The following is a 15,560-nucleotide window of genomic DNA, read 5'->3' as shown; positions in this document are numbered from 1 at the left end:
AGCGCCCCCTTCTAATAATAACTGTGGAAGGGGGTAAATTATTTATATGGCAAAAGTTATCGCGGTAGAGGAAGGTTTGTCAGGGAGTATTAAAAGCGCTCTTGAAAAAGAGGGGTACAGGGTAGTGAAGCCCGGCACGGCAGAAAAAATTGACGCGACCATATTGACGGGCCTGGACATGAATGTTATGGGCATGCAGGATATCCAGGACAAATCAACGGTTATCGACGCCAGTGGAAAAACACCGGAGCAAATTCTAAGAGACCTTAAAGCTCGTCTTTAATTCTCTTAAGACAAACAGGGGGCGCTTCCCTTTAGAAGAAGTGCCCCCCCGTTTTTCAAGTACGCAGCGTTGATACTAGATTTTCCTTAAAACACCTGAACGCTGTGCTGTCCGGCAAATTCCGCGGCGACTTTGTTCAGTCCGCTCACAATTACGTCAGCCAATCTCATTACAATATTCAGGCGGGTGTTCTGCAGGACCATGTACTCCATGAACCCCCCCACATTGACGATGCCTGTTATGTGTACCTGTCCGACAGGCGGCAGGTTTTTATTTACACCTGCGCCAGGCTGCAGCGAGCCGTCTCCCAGATTAATACACCCCACGTTTTCAATCCGTCCAAGACAAGCATCTATAGCGATGATAAAAGGATTTTCATGGCTCTTATGTATTTCATCAAGCTTATCCTTGAGGTTGCTGGCGTGAACCGGGTGCTCCAGGGTGCCGTACACCTTAAAAAAATCCTGCTGCAGGGTGGATATTTTTGAGCCTACCAACGGTCCCAGACAGTCTCCTGTAGAGCGGTCCGTGCCAATGCAAAGCAGCACCTTGGGGTTGCTGCTCTGAATACCGTATCTTTTTAAACGGCTGACCAGATCCCCGGCAAACTTGCTGGCAGCCAGATCATCTTCCACATGAATTCTGGTTTTTTCAGGATTTCTAATTATCTCATATTTGTTCGGGGTGATCATTTTTTACCTCCTGCCAACAGCAAAACTACTATATTTTATTTCCAAAGGGGGGCGATCTTATTCCTTAAGCAATGATATTTTTTTTAGTCAGAAGCCGCCCGTACAGGCATAGTATTTGACTATGCAAAGCTTTTTAGGTGGTGTTTGTGATTCGTCACAGAGAAAACGGCTGGCTTCTGGCCAAGGTTATCTGCACCTACATAGGCTCGATCATAGGGGCGGGATTTGCTTCCGGGCAGGAAATCATGCAGTTTTTTGCCCTGCACGGCAGGTCCGGGCTGTTGGGGGTAGTCCTGGCGACTGTCCTTTTTTCCTACCTGGGCATGCTGGTAATGTTTCTTTCTATAACAATGCGTTCAGACAGTTATAAAAAATTATTGGGTTTATTAATGGGTTCAAAAGCGGGGGAGCTGCTTGACGCATTAAATCTTTTCATGTTGTTGGGCGGGTTAAGCGTCATGCTGGCCGGCAGCGGCGCTGTTTTTGAGGAGCATTTTGGCCTGCCGGCCGCCTTTGGAGTTTGGCTGGTGGCGGCGCTCACTTCACTGGTGCTTTGGGGCGGGGTGCGGGGGGTGCTCTGCGCCAATGTCTGCCTCGTCCCCTTGAAATTTTTCGCGGTAGCGGCTATTTCACTGGCGGCGCTGCTGGGAAGCGGTCACAGCGGGGCGCCGGCCTTGACGCAGGGAAGCGGGGGTGTGGCGGGGCACTGGGTATGCGCGGCCTTTTTATATGTTTCATATAATATGGTTGTGCCTGTGGCCGTCCTCTCCTCTCTGGGCCAGGTTGTCCCACTGAGGATAGGACTGGCGGGAGGGTTGTCAGGTGGGCTGCTGCTGGGTCTGGCCATATTTCTGGTAACTGCCTCGGAAATCTGCTTCCTGCCGGAAGCGGCTTCCTACCAGATCCCGCTGCTTTACCTGGCCGGCCGCCTGGGTGCGTCTTGCCGCTGGGGACTGGGGTTTTTAATCTGGCTGGCCATCCTTACTACCGCTATCGCCAATGCGCACGGTTTTGCCAGCAGGCTGGCTCCTGCAGGCGGCAGCCGCTATCGCCTGACTGGCATTGCTGCCTGCCTGCTGGCGCTGCCCCTGTCAAAGTTCAGTTTTGCCGTCCTGGTCCGTTTTCTGTACCCGCTTTTCGGTTATGCCGGACTGGCGCTGTTAGTGGCCCTGTTAGTGAAGCCGCTGGTATTTTTTTTAAGGAAACGATAAAAAACGCTTCACAACAGTTAAGGATTCCATATAATTAATTAAAGTACTGATTTTAGATGGGGGAAACAAATTGAACTGGCTGGACTGGTTGATCCTGGCGATTTTGGCCTTTTCCGCCTGGCAGGGCCTGCGCTACGGTTTAGTGGGCAGTGTGGCGAAACTGGCTGGTATCCTGGCCGGCTTCGTTGTGGCAGTCACTTATTACCAGGAGCTGGCGGCATATCTGACTGCCCATTGGAACCTGGCGGAAAAAATCCTGCCGCTGGCCAAAAAAATTCTGGTTTTTTGGTTTCCTGTTAAAACAACTCCAGCCGCCGGTCAGATTTCTCCCCTGACCAGCTATGCCGATTACGCGGCCTCGGCGCTTGCCGCTACAATAGTAAACGCCCTTTGTTTTCTGGCTCTGCTTTTTATTACCGTTTGGGCAGTAAACCTGGCCGGCTTTATCCTTACCAAGGTCGCCGCTCTCGCTTTTCTCGGGCCTTTCAACCGTATGGGCGGGCTTTTGTTTGGAGCGGTTAAAGGGCTTGTCGTGGTAATGATTGTTTTAACTTTGCTGGCCCCTTTTCAGAGCGTTGGCTCGCTGCGGGGCAGCAGCCCGGGAACGCCGGGAGTTACCCAGCCAAAGGGAAATGCTTTTTTAGAATCAAAGCTGCTGCCCTATTTTGAACCCTTATTTAAAGCGATTAACCGCCCGCTGCCCGGAACTTTGCCGGAAAAAACAAACCAGTCCATGCCGGTAAAATCAATATAGAGCTTATAATCAAAGCCGGATCGGGTAAAAATGCAGACATTGAATAACCTTTCACTTTATGTGAAAACGGGGGGATATAGATGGCTGATACTAAACAGCAGCACCCGGCTTTATCTTTAGCCTACCGCCGGCAAAACGCCTGGGACAGGCTGCGGCAGGACGAAAAAAACTTTATAGCCGCTTTTTGTGAGGAGTATAAAGATTTTTTAAATAAGGCCAAAACGGAAAGGGAGGCTGTGGCAGCCGCACAGGCGTACCTTGCCGCGTCAGGTTTTCACCCTCTTGAAAAAATTTCTATGCTGAAACCCGGTGACAGAGTATACTCCATTAACCGGGGCAAGGCTTTAACAGCGGCCGTTATAGGGGACAACCCGGCAGCAGGCGGGCTGAATATTATCGGCGCTCATCTTGACAGCCCCCGCCTGGATTTAAAACCACAACCCTTGTATGAGGACGAAGGAATGGCTTTGTTTAAGACGCACTATTACGGGGGGATCAAGAAGTACCAGTGGCTTTCCGTACCCCTGGCGCTGCATGGGGTGGTTGTTAAAGCTGACGGCAGGGTGATCCCGGTGGTAATCGGAGAAAAACCAGGTGAGCCGGTGTTCACTGTATCGGACCTGCTGCCTCACCTGGCCAAGGATCAAATGGATAAAAAACTAGCTGAGGCTGTACCCGGGGAAAGTTTGAATGTTTTGGTGGGGGGTATTCCCGCCGGGGACGAGGACCTTAAAGACCGATTCAAGCTGGCGGTGCTGGAAAAACTTAACCATTGGTACGGGATTGCGGAAGAGGACCTGATCAGTGCGGAAATCGAGCTGGTCCCTGCCTGGCCCGCCAGGGATGTTGGACTTGACGGCAGTTTCGTCGGGGGGTATGGGCAAGATGACCGTGTGTGTTCTTATGTCGCTCTGCGTGCGCTGGCCGGAATAAAAACTCCCCGGCGAACTGCCCTTTTGGTCCTGGCCGACAAGGAAGAGACCGGCAGCAATGGCAATACTGGCATGGAATCAGCCTTTTTTACAAACAGTATCGCTGAAATTACTGCCAGATGTATGCCCGGCTATAGTGAACTGGCGCTGCGCCGGGTCCTGGCCAATTCCCGGGCGCTTTCGGCTGACGTAAACGTCGGGCTTGACCCAAACTTCGGGGAAGTTGTGGAAAAGATGAACGCTGCCCGTCTCGGCGGGGGGGTCGTATTAACTAAATACACCGGCAGCAGGGGTAAGTATTCTACCAGTGACGCCCACGCTGAAGTAGTAGCGGATGTCAGGCGGATCTTTAACAATGCCGGAGTACTGTGGCAGACGGGTGAACTTGGCAAGGTGGACCAAGGGGGCGGCGGCACCATTGCCCACCTGATGGCCGCCCACGGTATGGACGTAATTGACTGTGGCGTCGCTTTGCTTGGGATGCATTCAACTTTTGAGATCGCCAGCAAGGCTGACATATATATGACCTATAAAGGATATAAAGCCTTTTTGCTGGATTAAACCTGTCTGAATTGCTGCCGGAGGGGGGATTCTTTTTGGTTAAATATGAAGTGGGTGATGTTGTAAAGACAAGAAAGCCGCACCCATGCGGCGGAGACTTATGGGAAGTAATTCGCGTCGGCGTTGATTTCCGGATCAAATGCTTGAAATGCGGCAGGGTGCTGCTGCTGCCCCGCCCCAAATTTGAAAAGTCGGTCAAGACGGTAGTTCAACAGACTGGTAATGAACAATGAGTTACGAAAAACAATTTGACAGGATTTACAGGATTTTTAATGGTTAACAGGATAAAATATTCAAATGCTCTAATCAAATGGCAAAGTTTGCTTTTCTGGGCAAAGGAATGAAGGGATAATCATTAAATACTTTTATGTTTAATTAAATCCTGTAAATCCGTTTTAATCCTGTTAATCCTGTCAATTTGTTTTACTGTTTACCCAGTTATTCCTGTCAATTTGTTTACTCCGTTATCCGGTATAGCCAGTTGGCGCCGTTGTTGTTGTCCCAGTTGCCGTGGCTGTCCCTGAAGCAAAAATTCAGACTGTTGCCGGTCTTCAATCCTACTGATAATTCCCAGCCGTTGCTCCGGTGTTCCATTGGAAAATCACTGACACTGCTCCAGTTGTTTGTGTCGCCGGAACCGCAGTGCAGGTAAACCTGGCCGCCTGCGGACTGCGCCAGCGGGCCGTTATAAAATACACTTACTTTCCTGCCGTCATTGCTCAGGGGTTTTACCTGCGCTCCTTTTAGATTATGAGAATAAGCATAAGGTTTAATCGAACCCATAAATTAAACGCCTCCTTTTTTTCTCCACAATACTTTCGGAAAGTCCTACCGTTTGTCATTGCGAGCGTTAAGCGAAGCAATCTCCGGCTCTTACCCCCGCTTTATACTGTGAGATCGCCACGTCGCTTTCGCTCCTCGCGATGACAGAACGGTCTTTGCAAACCGACTTTCCGAAATTACTCTCTCCATAGTTATTTTGCATCGATAGGACAAAGGTTATTTAAAAAGCAACAAATTTACCGCCTTCCTTTTTCTATCTTCCTTGCCATTTTTGGAGGGCTGTGCTATAATCTTTAAGTCTTAATTGATGATGTGTCCACCCTGCTCTACTCTTTCGGGTAGGGCCATAGTCCATGGGGAGGAGGTGAGTGCTTTGCGCAAGTACGAGGTAGTCTTTGTTCTCCGTCCGGATCTGGACGAAGAAAAAAGCGCGGCGGTCTTGGAAAGATTTAAAGGCCTGATTGAAAGCCAAGGTGGGGAAGTCCTTAAAATCGACAAATGGGGCAAGCGCAGGCTGGCTTATGAGGTGAAGGATTTCAGAGAAGGCGTTTACATTATCGTGCATATGAACGCCCAGTCCAAAGTGGCGGCAGAACTAGACCGCGTTTTTAAGATTACGGACGAAGTGCTCAGGCATATAATTGTGCGCATAGACGAGTAGCGTAATAACAAGTCCTGACGGACGATTTTTTGTATTCTCCGTAGATAGAAAACCAAGGCGGTGAAAAAATGCTCAATAAAGTTATTTTAATCGGCCGGCTCACCAGAGAACCTGAACTTCGCTACACCCCAAGCGGGACGGCGGTAGCCAAGTTCACCCTGGCGGTGGATAGGCGCCAGGCCAGGGACCGGGAAAGGGAAACGGATTTTATTGACATTGTTGTCTGGCAGAAACAGGCAGAAAACTGCGCTAACTATCTCGGAAAGGGCCGGCTTGTAGCTGTCGAAGGCAGGCTGCAGATCCGCTCTTATGATGACAGCCAGGGGGTCCGCAGAAAAGCTGCTGAGGTGGTAGCTGAAAACGTTCGTTTTCTGGACCGCGCCAAAGAGGGCGGGCCTGGCGCGCCCGGCGCCGGCCACACTGCTGAAGGCCTTGATTATGGCAGTGAAATTAGCTTTAACGAGGATGATATTCCGTTTTGATTAAATAAGAGGCCACCGACGCAAAAGGTGGCTGATGCAAGGAGGAATGGCGATTGAAACGTGAGAGAGGCCGCAGAGGGAAAAAACGGATCTGCAGCTTTTGTGTGGACAAGATGGAAGCCATTGATTATAAAGATGTGCCGCGTCTCAAAAAGTATATCACCGAGCGCGGAAAAATCCTGCCGCGCAGGATTTCAGGAAATTGCGCCAGACACCAGCGCATGTTGACTTCATCAATCAAGAGGGCGCGCAACATAGCCCTCCTGCCGTTCACAGCAGAATAAAACAAGAGGGGGGGGCTAAGACAGCTCCCCTTGATTTTTTAGCGCAAGCCAGGCAAGTCAGGGTTATTTCGTTTAAGCAGGGGCTTCTAAACAAACCCGACAACAAATAACAGGTAAATACTATGAATGCCGGGCAGGAAAAGAAGCGTGCTTCGCAGAATAGTTTTAAGTCTAGTGAGCAAAGGAGGACTCTCTTTGATGATTCCCGCGAACCAGGAAGGCGGCATAGCTAAGAATATCAAGGTCATAGAGTGGCTGAAGGCCGATTTGGTTGCCTCCGTCTCAGCTCTTTTCAAGTCTATGCTCCGTGGCAGTGAGGAGCTTATCTTGGACGCGCTGGCCAGTTTGCTCATTAACTGTTATGTTTTAGGGCGGCGGCTTGGCATAAATTTTTCCCGGCTTGATTTGAAAGTCGAGGCCAAGCTGCGCCAGGGTATTGATGAGGATCACGAGGTGGAAAGGTGGTATGGTGATCTTTCAACCCTTTTAAATTACCTGGTTGACAAAAAGAGGTGATTCCTTGACAACAGGCGAGAAAACCGCAGCCCTGGCCCAGTGGGCTTTTTTTACATCACTTGTCATTGTTGTCGGCCTGGGCGGAATTTACTTGCCGCCTCTTTACTTTATCGCCGCGGTTTTGCTCCCCCTGCCGGTAATGATGCTGGTGCTGCGGCTTGATCTCCGTTACGCCGCGCTGGGCTTACTGGTGGGAGCGCTTTTTCTGGGGATTCTGATTAACAGTCATTTGGAAGCGGATTTATTTGTATTAAAATTTGGACTGCTTGGTGTTTGTTACGGTTTGTTGTTTAAAAACCGGGTTGCCCCGGGGAAAAGCCTTGCCGCGGGCATCCTGTGCTCAGTTGCTTTAACCCTTATTTTCGCTGCCGGGTTTTATTTTTTAACCGGCAACAACCCATTTGTCCTTGGTGAAGAAGGCCTTCAGGCAGCCGAACAGTGGCTGGCCGCCAACCAGAGCGCCGGTCTTTTCAATGATTTGCCCGCGGAATGGCAGTCCTCATTCGGTGAAAGTGTGGTTGCAACATTTGAACTGCTCTTGCCGGGGCAGTATGTTGTTACAGCCGCTATAGAAGCTGCCTGCGCCTTCCTTCTTGCCGTCGCCTGGTTAAGGCGGGTAAATTATTTTACTTCAGCGCCCCCTGCTTTCACAGCGCTGTCCCTGCCCTGGTACAGCGTGTGGGGATTAATCACAGGGCTGGCCCTGACCTTGGGCGGGGACCTGTTTTCCTGGACGCTGGCTGCTAAAACAGGTAAAAACATTTTGTTTGTTTTATTTTACTTGTATCTCATACTTGGGCTGTCTGTTTTTATTTATTTTTTTCGTAAGGTCAATCTCGCCAAGCCCATAAAAATTTCTATATTGATTTTGGCCGTGGTGTATCTTCCCTTTAGCCTGATGATTATCCTATTACTGGGGGTTGTGGACCCCCTGGTAAATTTAAGGCGTCTGAAGCCTTAAAGATAATTTTAGGTAATGATCTTGGCGAATCAAGAAAAGATTGACAAAAGGAAGTGTAAACGTGAAGGTAATATTACTTAAAGATGTGCCTGGTCAGGGCAAACGCGGGGACATGCTGAACGTGGCGGAAGGGTATGCCCGCAATTACCTGTTTCCCCGCGGCCTGGCCGCAGAGGCATCCAAGGGCAAAATGAATGAGCTCGCTGTGCGCCGCCAGGCACAGGCTGCCAAAGAACAGAAGATAGAGCAGGAAGCCAGGGAGCTTGCCGCCAGTCTGGACAACCTCATTGTTGTGGTCCGGGCGAAAGCGGGTGAGGGAGGAAAGCTTTTTGGCTCGGTCAATAACAAAAATATCTCAGATGCCCTGGCCGAGCAGCATAAAATCGTCCTGGACAAAAAAAAGCTGATAGTTAAAGAGCCGATTAAACAACTGGGCGTTTATACCGCTACTGCCAAGCTGCATTCCAATGTCCACGCTGAAGTTAAAGTAGAAGTTGTCGGTGATTAAAACAATTTGACAGGATTTACAGGATTTTTAACATGATTAACAGGATTTAAAAACTTGAATGCCTAATGCATGTTCTTATTACAAATAAATAAATTATTTTTATTCTCCAATCCTGTAAATCCGTAATAATCTTGTTAATCCTGTTCAAATGTTTTAAGTCGCTTATGCAGTAGAGCCGGTTGGCGCCTGCTGTCTTGCCCAAATTTGAAAAGTCGCCGGTAGAAAGGAGCTCAAGATGAAAGTATTCCTCGAAAAGTTTATTGGCAGCGTAAAAAATGAGGCTCCCAGTAAACTGCAGGGCCACGATCAGCTAAAACGTCAAGTCACAGCGCTCTACAGCCTCCTGGCCAACCTGCATGGATCCGACAAACTGGTTTTGCGGGCGGGAAAACTGGACGCGCTGCAGTTAATGCGTTCCGAAAAGCTGGAGGAGAGGGTTTTGGCCCTCCAGAAGTTGGTTTTCGAGGATCCCACCTATGACACCCTGCCGTCTTATGAAGATATTCCGGACATTCTGGAAGAGCTCGAGGAGGAAATAGCGGATACTATTGCCAGGCGTACGGTAGAAGATAAGCTTGAAAAGAAAATAAGCGAAAAACTTCAACAGCGGCATGAAGAGTACATTAAAGAAATCAGAATGCAGGTGATTAAAGAGAATACCGGGCCGGAAAACGCCCAGACCTTAAAAAAGCTGGCCATTTTGGAAAAAATGGAACAGCGTAAACTTTCCGCGTCCGCGATGGAGTTCCTCAGGCCGTCCAGTTTTGAGGAGATAGTGGGCCAGGAGCGGTCGGTCAAGGCCTTGCTGGCCAAATTGGCCTCTCCCTACCCGCAGCACATAATCCTTTACGGCCCGCCCGGCGTGGGCAAGACCACCGCGGCCAGGTTAGCGCTGGAGGCGGCCAAAAAGGCCAGAGTTACTCCCTTTGCCAAGGAAGCTGCTTTTGTAGAAGTAAACGGCGCCACTCTGCGCTGGGACCCCAGGGAAGTGACCAACCCGCTCCTGGGTTCCGTGCATGACCCCATCTACCAGGGTGCCAAGCGGGACCTGGCTGAAACCGGAGTCCCGGAGCCCAAGCTGGGCCTGGTCAGCGACGCTCACGGCGGCGTGCTTTTTATTGATGAGATCGGGGAAATGGACCCCATACTGCAAAACAAGTTATTAAAGGTCCTGGAAGATAAAAGAGTTTTCTTTGACTCTTCGTATTACGATCCTCATGAGACCAATGTACCGCAATATATTAGAAAAATCTTCGAAGAAGGAGCCCCGGCTGATTTCATCCTGATCGGCGCCACCACCCGAGACCCTGAGGAAATCAACCCGGCTATCCGCTCCCGCTGCGCTGAAATCTTTTTCGAGCCGCTGACGCCTAAAGATATCAGAGAAATTTTAAAACAAGCCGCGGCCAAGCTTGACGTTGAAATGCAGGAAGCGGTGCCTGAAGTTATCAGCGAGTATACCATCGAAGGCCGCAAGGCCATCAATATCCTGGCGGACGCCTATGGTATGGCCTGCCACCGTGCCGAAGCAGGAGGCTGCCGGCCGCAAATAGCCCTCGAGGATGTCATGGAGGTGGCCCAGGTCAGCAGGTTAAGCCCGTATGTAACCCGCAAGGCTTCTCCCCAGCGCGAAGTCGGCAAAATTTTTGGACTTGGCGTGCTGGGCTTTTTGGGGTCGGTGCTGGAAATCGAAGCGATGGCTTTTACCGCCCGCAACCAGGGGCAGGGAACAATCCGCTTTAATGACACCGCGGGAAGCATGGCCAAGGATTCGGTGTTCAACGCCGCTTCGGTGATCCGCAAGCTGACAGGAGAGGACCTGGCCAACTACGACCTGCATGTGAACGTGGTAGGCGGCGGCAGAATAGATGGGCCCTCGGCCGGAGTGGCTATTTTCCTGGCCATTTTAAGCGCTATTCAGGGCCGTCCGATCGCCCAGGACGTGGCCGTGACAGGTGAGATTTCCATTCAGGGCAAGGTGCGCGCTGTCGGCGGCGTTTTTGAAAAGATCTACGGCGCCAGGCAGGCAGGTATTAAAATGGTGCTGGTGCCTTCGGAGAATGAAAAAGACATACCGGTTGACGTCAAAGGCATTAAGGTGGTGCCGGTCAATTCCGTGGAAGAAATTATCAGGCACGTGTTCCCGCCCGCAGAGGTCGACGAACTGGTTAGTTAGCAGGTGATTTCTTTGTTGGATAAGATACCCCCGCAAAATATTGACGCCGAGCAGTCAGTGCTGGGCGCTATCCTGCTGGACCCGGAGGCCGTTTACGCGGCCATGAAACTGCTCCGGCCGGAGGATTTTTACCGGGAAAGCCACAGGTTGATCTATGAGTCAATGCTTGAGTTGAATGAGAACGGCAACCCGGTTGATTTAATCACTTTAAGCGAGCATTTAAAGCAGAACGGCTCGCTGGAAAAAGCCGGCGGCGTGGCCTACCTGGCCTCGCTGGCGGAAATGGTGCCAACGGCGGCCAATATTGAATATTACGCCCGCATTGTTGAGGAAAAAGCGCTGCTTCGCACCTTGATCCAGTTGTCCACCCGTATTGCCGGCATGGGCTATGAAGACGGGGAGGAACCGGAGAAGCTTATTGCCGAAGCGGAGCGCATGATCACGGAACTGGGCGGCAGGCGGGCGGCTACAGCTTTCTTCGCCATCAGGGACATCCTGCTGGATACATTTGCCCACCTGGAGTTCCTGTACAACAACAAGGGTGACACCACAGGGGTTTCCACTTCTTTCAGCGACCTGGACCGGCTCTGCAGCGGCCTGCAGCCCAGCGACCTGATTATATTGGCCGGCCGCCCCGGCATGGGCAAAACCGCCCTGGGCCTGAGCATAGGGTACAATGCCGCTCTAAAGTATGACACGCCGGTGGCCGTGTACAGCCTGGAAATGTCTAAAGAGCAGTTGGTGCAGCGTATTCTCTGCGCGGAGGCCAAGGTTGACCAGCACCGCCTCCGCACCGGCGACCTGAAGGAAGAAGACTGGCAGAAACTGCACGAGACTAAAAACAGGCTGGCTAACATACCTGTTTTCATAGACGATACACCCGGCATAACAGTGCGCCAGGTGCGGGCCAAGGCCAGGCAGCTTCAGGCAGAAAAAGGTCTGGGGCTGATCGTGATTGATTACCTGCAACTGATGCAGGGGAGCAGGCGGGCGGAGAACCGGCAGCAGGAGATATCAGAGATCTCACGCTCTTTAAAAGGGCTGGCCAAAGAACTCAACGTGCCGGTGCTGGCTTTAGCCCAGCTCAGCCGTGCCGTCGAGCAGAGGGATAAAAAAAGGCCGATCATGTCCGACCTGCGGGAATCAGGCTCGTTGGAGCAGGATGCTGATTTAATCATGTTTATTTACCGTGATGAATATTATAACAAGGATTCGGATAAGAAGGGGATCGCGGAAATAATTATAGCCAAGCACCGCAATGGCCCGACAGGTACCGTAGAGCTGGGATTCTGGAAAGAGTACACAAAGTTTTTTCACCTTGAGAAGCATATGGAATATAATGAATAAAATTCAAAATAACACATGCAGGGTTTCTCTTAAATGTTTAATTTCTGTTTATTTTCTTGACATTGACAGCATGGTTTGCTAAAATACCCTTGCTGCCCGGTATGGAATTCCCGACAATTAAACCCTTTAAAGCGGATTGGTGAGTGCTCAAATGGCGACTAGCGCAGCTGATGCAGGTTTGTTGTTTGGGTTATTTTTATGCCGGCGGTAATTGCCGGCCTGTGCTGATAGGCGGCAGGAGGGATGTTGTGAGCAAGCATTACGATGTGATTATTGTAGGCTCCGGGCCGGCTGGTATTTTCACCGCCCTGGAGCTGATTGAAACCGGCGGCGGCATGAAAATATTAATACTGGAAAAAGGACGGGACATTGGTAAGCGGGCCTGTGTCGCCCGGGAACAGGGCGGCCCCTGCGTCAACTGTTCCCCCTGCTCCACAATCTGTGGCTGGGGCGGGGCCGGCGCCTTCAGCGACGGGAAGCTGACCCTGTCCACCGACATAGGCGGCAGCCTGGAGCAATATACCGGGGAAAAGGGTTTATCTGACTTAATAGATTATATTGACCGGACTTATGTTAAATTTGGCGCGCCTGAGCATGTTTTTGGCCTGGAGCACGAAGAGGAGATCCAGGAAATACAGCGGCGGGCTGTACTGTCTGAATTAAAGCTGATCCCTGTCCGGATCAGGCATATGGGTACCGGCCGCTGCAAGGAAGTTCTGCAGCGAATGCAGGAATACCTGGTTGCGAGGGGTGTGGAAGTGCGCACCTCCTGCCAGGTGGAAGAGGTCCTGGTAAAAGATAAAGTAATCCGGGGCGTGCTGACCAGGGACGGTCAGGTCATCAACGCGAAAATCGTGGTGCTTGCCCCCGGCAGGGAGGGAGCGGACTGGCTCACCCAGGAAGCCCAGCGGCTTGGTTTGAACACTTCAATCAACCCGGTGGACATCGGGGTGCGGGTTGAGCTCCCGGCCGCGGTAATGGACCCACTGACCAGGATTTTCTACGAAGCCAAGTTTATCTATTATGCCAAAACTTTTAACGATAAAGTCCGTACTTTCTGCATGAACCCCAATGGAGAGGTGGTTCTGGAAAATATCGACGGGCTGGTTACCGTCAACGGACACAGCCACGCATATAATAAGACTGAAAACACCAATTTCGCCGTCCTGGTGAGCAAGACTTTTACCGAGCCCTTTAAGGAGCCGATTGCTTACGGCAGGTATATAGCCAGCCTGGCCAACCTGCTTGGCGGCGGGGTGATCGTGCAAAGCCTGGGCGATCTGGTTTCAGGGCACCGCTCCACCAGGGAAAAACTGGCCAAATGCATGACTGTGCCCACCCTGCGTGAGGCGACACCCGGCGATTTAAGCCTGGTTTTCCCTTACCGCCACCTGATGGGAATTGTGGAAATGTTAAAAGCGCTTAATAACCTGGCGCCCGGGGTATATGCAAGGTATACCCTGCTCTATGGCGTGGAGGTTAAGTTCTATTCGTCCCGCCTGGCGCTGTCGGCAGCGCTGGAAACCCAGATCAAGAATTTATTTGCCGCCGGGGACGGGGCCGGCGTGACCAGAGGTTTGGCCCAGGCTTCCGCGGCCGGTGTGCTGGCGGCCAGGGAAATTGCAAAAAGGATATAGGGGGTTTTATCCGGATGTCCACAGTAGTAGTAATTGGCGCACAGTGGGGAGACGAAGGGAAAGGGAAGGTAACAGACTTCCTGGCTGAAAAGGCCGATATGGTTGTCCGCTACATGGGCGGCAACAATGCCGGCCACACAGTTGTGGTTGAGGACCGCGAGTTTAAGCTGCACCTGATTCCCTCGGGGATACTATATCCCGATAAAATGTGTGTAATAGGCAGCGGTGTGGTGATTGACCCGGCAGTTCTGCTGCAAGAGCTTGCTTCCCTGGAAAAGCGCGGTGTCAGTACGGCTAATTTGAGGATCAGCCAGCGTGCCCACGTGATTCTCCCTTACCACCAAAAGCTTGACCAGGTGGAAGAGGAGAGCAAGGGCAGCAATAAAATAGGCACCACCTGCCGCGGCATCGGGCCCGCTTATACTGATAAATCCGCGCGGGTAGGCATACGGGTGATCGACCTGCTGGACAGGGAAGAGTTTCCCCTCCTGCTGGAAAGGAATATTGAGACTAAGAACCACCTTTTAACCGAAGTTTACGGGAGCAGCCCGGTGGATTACCAAACCACGCTCGATTCTTTCACCAGGTATGGCGAAGAGCTCAGAAAGTACGTCTGTGATACCTCTGTAGTGGTCAACGACATGATCAAACAAGGCAAAAACGTCCTTTTTGAAGGCGCTCAGGGGACGCTTCTGGATCTCGACCACGGCACCTATCCTTTTGTGACTTCCTCTCACCCCACTGCCGGAGCGGCCTGTTTCGGCGCCGGCATAGGGCCGACCAAGATCGACCGGGTCATAGGAGTCGCCAAGGCTTACACCACCAGGGTGGGAGAAGGCCCTTTCCCAACCGAGCTTAATGATGAAACAGGCGCCTACATCAGAAAGCAGGGCGGTGAAATTGGTACCACTACCGGGCGCCCGCGCCGCTGCGGCTGGTTTGACGGGGTTGTCGCCCGCTATGCGGTCAGGATCAACGGCCTGGACTGCCTGGCGATCACCAAGCTGGATGTGTTAAGCGGGCTGGAAAAACTGAAAATCTGCACCGGTTACAAGTACCGGGGCGAAATCATCACTGAATTCCCGGCCAGCCTCAAGGTTTTAAAAGAATGCGAGCCTGTTTATGAGGAATTGCCGGGCTGGAGCGAAGATATAACAGGCGCCGGAAAACTGGCCGACCTCCCGCCCCAGGCCAGAAGTTTCCTGGACCGGATCAGTGAGGTGTCAGGTACCGACATTGCCCTTGTCGGAGTGGGCGGCAGGCGCGCCCAGACCATACTCACCGAGGACCTGTATAAATAAGACCTGGCTTAAATAGAGTGTAAAGAAGACATACAGCAGAACTGGGAAAATACATATATTTTTAATGGTTGACTGGTTATTCAGGTTATAGTAATATATCTAACTGTAAGGCTTTTTGGGCCATTAGCTCAGTCGGTAGAGCACCTGACTTTTAATCAGGGTGTCGCTGGTTCGAGTCCAGCATGGCTCACCAATTCAGTAGTCAGTAGTCAGTAGTCAGTAGTCAGTAGTCAGTTAATTGGGAAGGAATTCGCTAAAAGCGAATTCCAACAAGCAATCCAACAACCGACTACGGACTACCGACAACCGATAAGGCCCCATGGTCAAGCGGCCTAAGACACCGCCCTTTCACGGCGGTAACCCGGGTTCGAATCCCGGTGGGGTCACCAAAGTAAAACAGTTTGGACAGCCGCCGGCTGTCCGTTGCTTTTAGGCTCCTGTAAAAAGCGTTCCCGGCTTGAACTTGATTTT

At 51.4% G+C, this 15,560-nt stretch carries 17 protein-coding genes and 2 tRNA genes; 17 read left to right on the top strand and 2 right to left on the bottom strand.

The window, feature by feature from the left end:
• Positions 1-46 precede the first annotated feature (46 nt).
• Complete coding sequence (locus Pmgp_RS00525) at positions 47-283, top strand: YkuS family protein (protein WP_134212012.1); 237 nt, start codon at positions 47-49, stop codon at positions 281-283.
• An 86-nt stretch (positions 284-369) separates the two neighbouring features.
• Here the strand turns inward: Pmgp_RS00525 and yyaC are convergent, their stop codons facing one another.
• Positions 370-975 (bottom strand): spore protease YyaC, encoded by a 606-nt coding sequence (yyaC, locus tag Pmgp_RS00520; RefSeq protein ID WP_134212011.1) that lies wholly within the window; start codon positions 973-975, stop codon positions 370-372.
• A 146-nt stretch (positions 976-1,121) separates the two neighbouring features.
• On the opposite strand from yyaC, the gene Pmgp_RS00515 reads away from it, so the two are divergent.
• The 4 genes from Pmgp_RS00515 (at position 1,122) to Pmgp_RS00500 (ending at position 4,666) form a co-directional block, all read left to right on the top strand.
• Positions 1,122-2,186 (top strand): YkvI family membrane protein, encoded by a 1,065-nt coding sequence (locus tag Pmgp_RS00515; protein ID WP_345789113.1) that lies wholly within the window; start codon positions 1,122-1,124, stop codon positions 2,184-2,186.
• Positions 2,187-2,256: 70 nt separating this feature from the next.
• Complete coding sequence (locus Pmgp_RS00510) at positions 2,257-2,940, top strand: CvpA family protein (protein WP_192902702.1); 684 nt, start codon at positions 2,257-2,259, stop codon at positions 2,938-2,940.
• An 80-nt stretch (positions 2,941-3,020) separates the two neighbouring features.
• A complete protein-coding gene (locus tag Pmgp_RS00505; RefSeq protein ID WP_134212008.1) occupies positions 3,021-4,433 on the top strand; it encodes an aminopeptidase in 1,413 nt (470 codons plus the stop codon).
• Positions 4,434-4,468: 35 nt separating this feature from the next.
• Positions 4,469-4,666 carry a DUF951 domain-containing protein gene (locus Pmgp_RS00500; RefSeq protein ID WP_134212007.1) on the top strand — a complete coding sequence of 66 codons (198 nt, stop codon included), beginning with the start codon at positions 4,469-4,471 and terminating at the stop codon, positions 4,664-4,666.
• 223 nt (positions 4,667-4,889) lie between these two features.
• Here the strand turns inward: Pmgp_RS00500 and Pmgp_RS00495 are convergent, their stop codons facing one another.
• Entirely contained in the window at positions 4,890-5,216 is a 327-nt protein-coding gene (locus Pmgp_RS00495) for a carbohydrate-binding protein (RefSeq protein ID WP_134212006.1), read from the bottom strand.
• A gap of 373 nt (positions 5,217-5,589) precedes the next feature.
• Here Pmgp_RS00495 and rpsF point away from each other — a divergent pair, with 373 nt between their 5' ends.
• The 12 genes from rpsF to Pmgp_RS00435 all read left to right on the top strand — a co-directional run bounded on the left by rpsF (position 5,590) and on the right by Pmgp_RS00435 (position 15,478).
• On the top strand, positions 5,590-5,877 hold the full coding sequence (gene rpsF / locus Pmgp_RS00490) for a 30S ribosomal protein S6 (RefSeq protein WP_134212005.1): 288 nt from the start codon (positions 5,590-5,592) through the stop codon (positions 5,875-5,877).
• A gap of 68 nt (positions 5,878-5,945) precedes the next feature.
• On the top strand, positions 5,946-6,359 hold the full coding sequence (locus tag Pmgp_RS00485; protein ID WP_134212004.1) for a single-stranded DNA-binding protein: 414 nt from the start codon (positions 5,946-5,948) through the stop codon (positions 6,357-6,359).
• Between the two features lie 53 nt (positions 6,360-6,412).
• Positions 6,413-6,643, top strand: coding sequence for a 30S ribosomal protein S18 (rpsR, locus tag Pmgp_RS00480; protein WP_134212003.1), 231 nt, complete (start codon positions 6,413-6,415; stop codon positions 6,641-6,643).
• Between the two features lie 198 nt (positions 6,644-6,841).
• Positions 6,842-7,159, top strand: a complete 318-nt coding sequence (locus Pmgp_RS00475; RefSeq protein WP_134212098.1) for a MazG-like family protein — start codon at positions 6,842-6,844, stop codon at positions 7,157-7,159.
• 4 nt (positions 7,160-7,163) lie between these two features.
• Entirely contained in the window at positions 7,164-8,120 is a 957-nt protein-coding gene (locus tag Pmgp_RS00470) for a YybS family protein (protein WP_192902701.1), read from the top strand.
• Between the two features lie 61 nt (positions 8,121-8,181).
• Positions 8,182-8,628, top strand: coding sequence for a 50S ribosomal protein L9 (rplI, locus tag Pmgp_RS00465; protein ID WP_134212001.1), 447 nt, complete (start codon positions 8,182-8,184; stop codon positions 8,626-8,628).
• 235 nt (positions 8,629-8,863) lie between these two features.
• Positions 8,864-10,804: a Lon family ATP-dependent protease gene (gene lonC, locus Pmgp_RS00460; RefSeq protein ID WP_134212000.1), complete on the top strand. Its 1,941-nt coding sequence runs from the start codon at positions 8,864-8,866 to the stop codon at positions 10,802-10,804.
• 12 nt (positions 10,805-10,816) lie between these two features.
• Positions 10,817-12,151, top strand: coding sequence for a replicative DNA helicase (gene dnaB, locus Pmgp_RS00455; protein ID WP_134211999.1), 1,335 nt, complete (start codon positions 10,817-10,819; stop codon positions 12,149-12,151).
• A gap of 248 nt (positions 12,152-12,399) precedes the next feature.
• The gene (locus tag Pmgp_RS00450; RefSeq protein ID WP_134212097.1) at positions 12,400-13,788 is read left to right on the top strand and encodes an NAD(P)/FAD-dependent oxidoreductase; all 1,389 of its coding nucleotides are present in this window, start codon (positions 12,400-12,402) and stop codon (positions 13,786-13,788) included.
• A gap of 14 nt (positions 13,789-13,802) precedes the next feature.
• Entirely contained in the window at positions 13,803-15,089 is a 1,287-nt protein-coding gene (locus Pmgp_RS00445) for an adenylosuccinate synthase (RefSeq protein WP_134211998.1), read from the top strand.
• Positions 15,090-15,206: 117 nt separating this feature from the next.
• A tRNA-Lys gene (locus Pmgp_RS00440) sits at positions 15,207-15,282 on the top strand.
• Between the two features lie 120 nt (positions 15,283-15,402).
• Positions 15,403-15,478: transfer RNA gene (locus tag Pmgp_RS00435), tRNA-Glu, on the top strand.
• Positions 15,479-15,560: the final 82 nt, after the last annotated feature.

It is taken from the genome of Pelotomaculum propionicicum (genome assembly GCF_004369225.1).
In the GTDB taxonomy this organism is placed as follows: domain Bacteria; phylum Bacillota; class Desulfotomaculia; order Desulfotomaculales; family Pelotomaculaceae; genus Pelotomaculum_B; species Pelotomaculum_B propionicicum.
The sequence above is the reverse complement of the archived record's forward strand: the minus strand, read 5'-3'. Positions and strand labels throughout refer to the sequence as shown.

Bases quoted from the DNA above. Each gene is read 5' to 3' on its own strand.
- Pmgp_RS00525 (WP_134212012.1), top strand. From the start codon at position 47: ATGGCAAAAGTTATCGCGGTAGAGGAAGGTTTGTCAGGGAGTATTAAA.
- yyaC (WP_134212011.1), bottom strand. From the start codon at position 975: ATGATCACCCCGAACAAATATGAGATAATTAGAAATCCTGAAAAAACC.
- Pmgp_RS00505 (WP_134212008.1), top strand. From the start codon at position 3,021: ATGGCTGATACTAAACAGCAGCACCCGGCTTTATCTTTAGCCTACCGC.
- Pmgp_RS00495 (WP_134212006.1), bottom strand. From the start codon at position 5,216: ATGGGTTCGATTAAACCTTATGCTTATTCTCATAATCTAAAAGGAGCG.
- Pmgp_RS00485 (WP_134212004.1), top strand. From the start codon at position 5,946: ATGCTCAATAAAGTTATTTTAATCGGCCGGCTCACCAGAGAACCTGAA.
- Pmgp_RS00475 (WP_134212098.1), top strand. From the start codon at position 6,842: ATGATTCCCGCGAACCAGGAAGGCGGCATAGCTAAGAATATCAAGGTC.
- lonC (WP_134212000.1), top strand. From the start codon at position 8,864: ATGAAAGTATTCCTCGAAAAGTTTATTGGCAGCGTAAAAAATGAGGCT.
- Pmgp_RS00445 (WP_134211998.1), top strand. From the start codon at position 13,803: ATGTCCACAGTAGTAGTAATTGGCGCACAGTGGGGAGACGAAGGGAAA.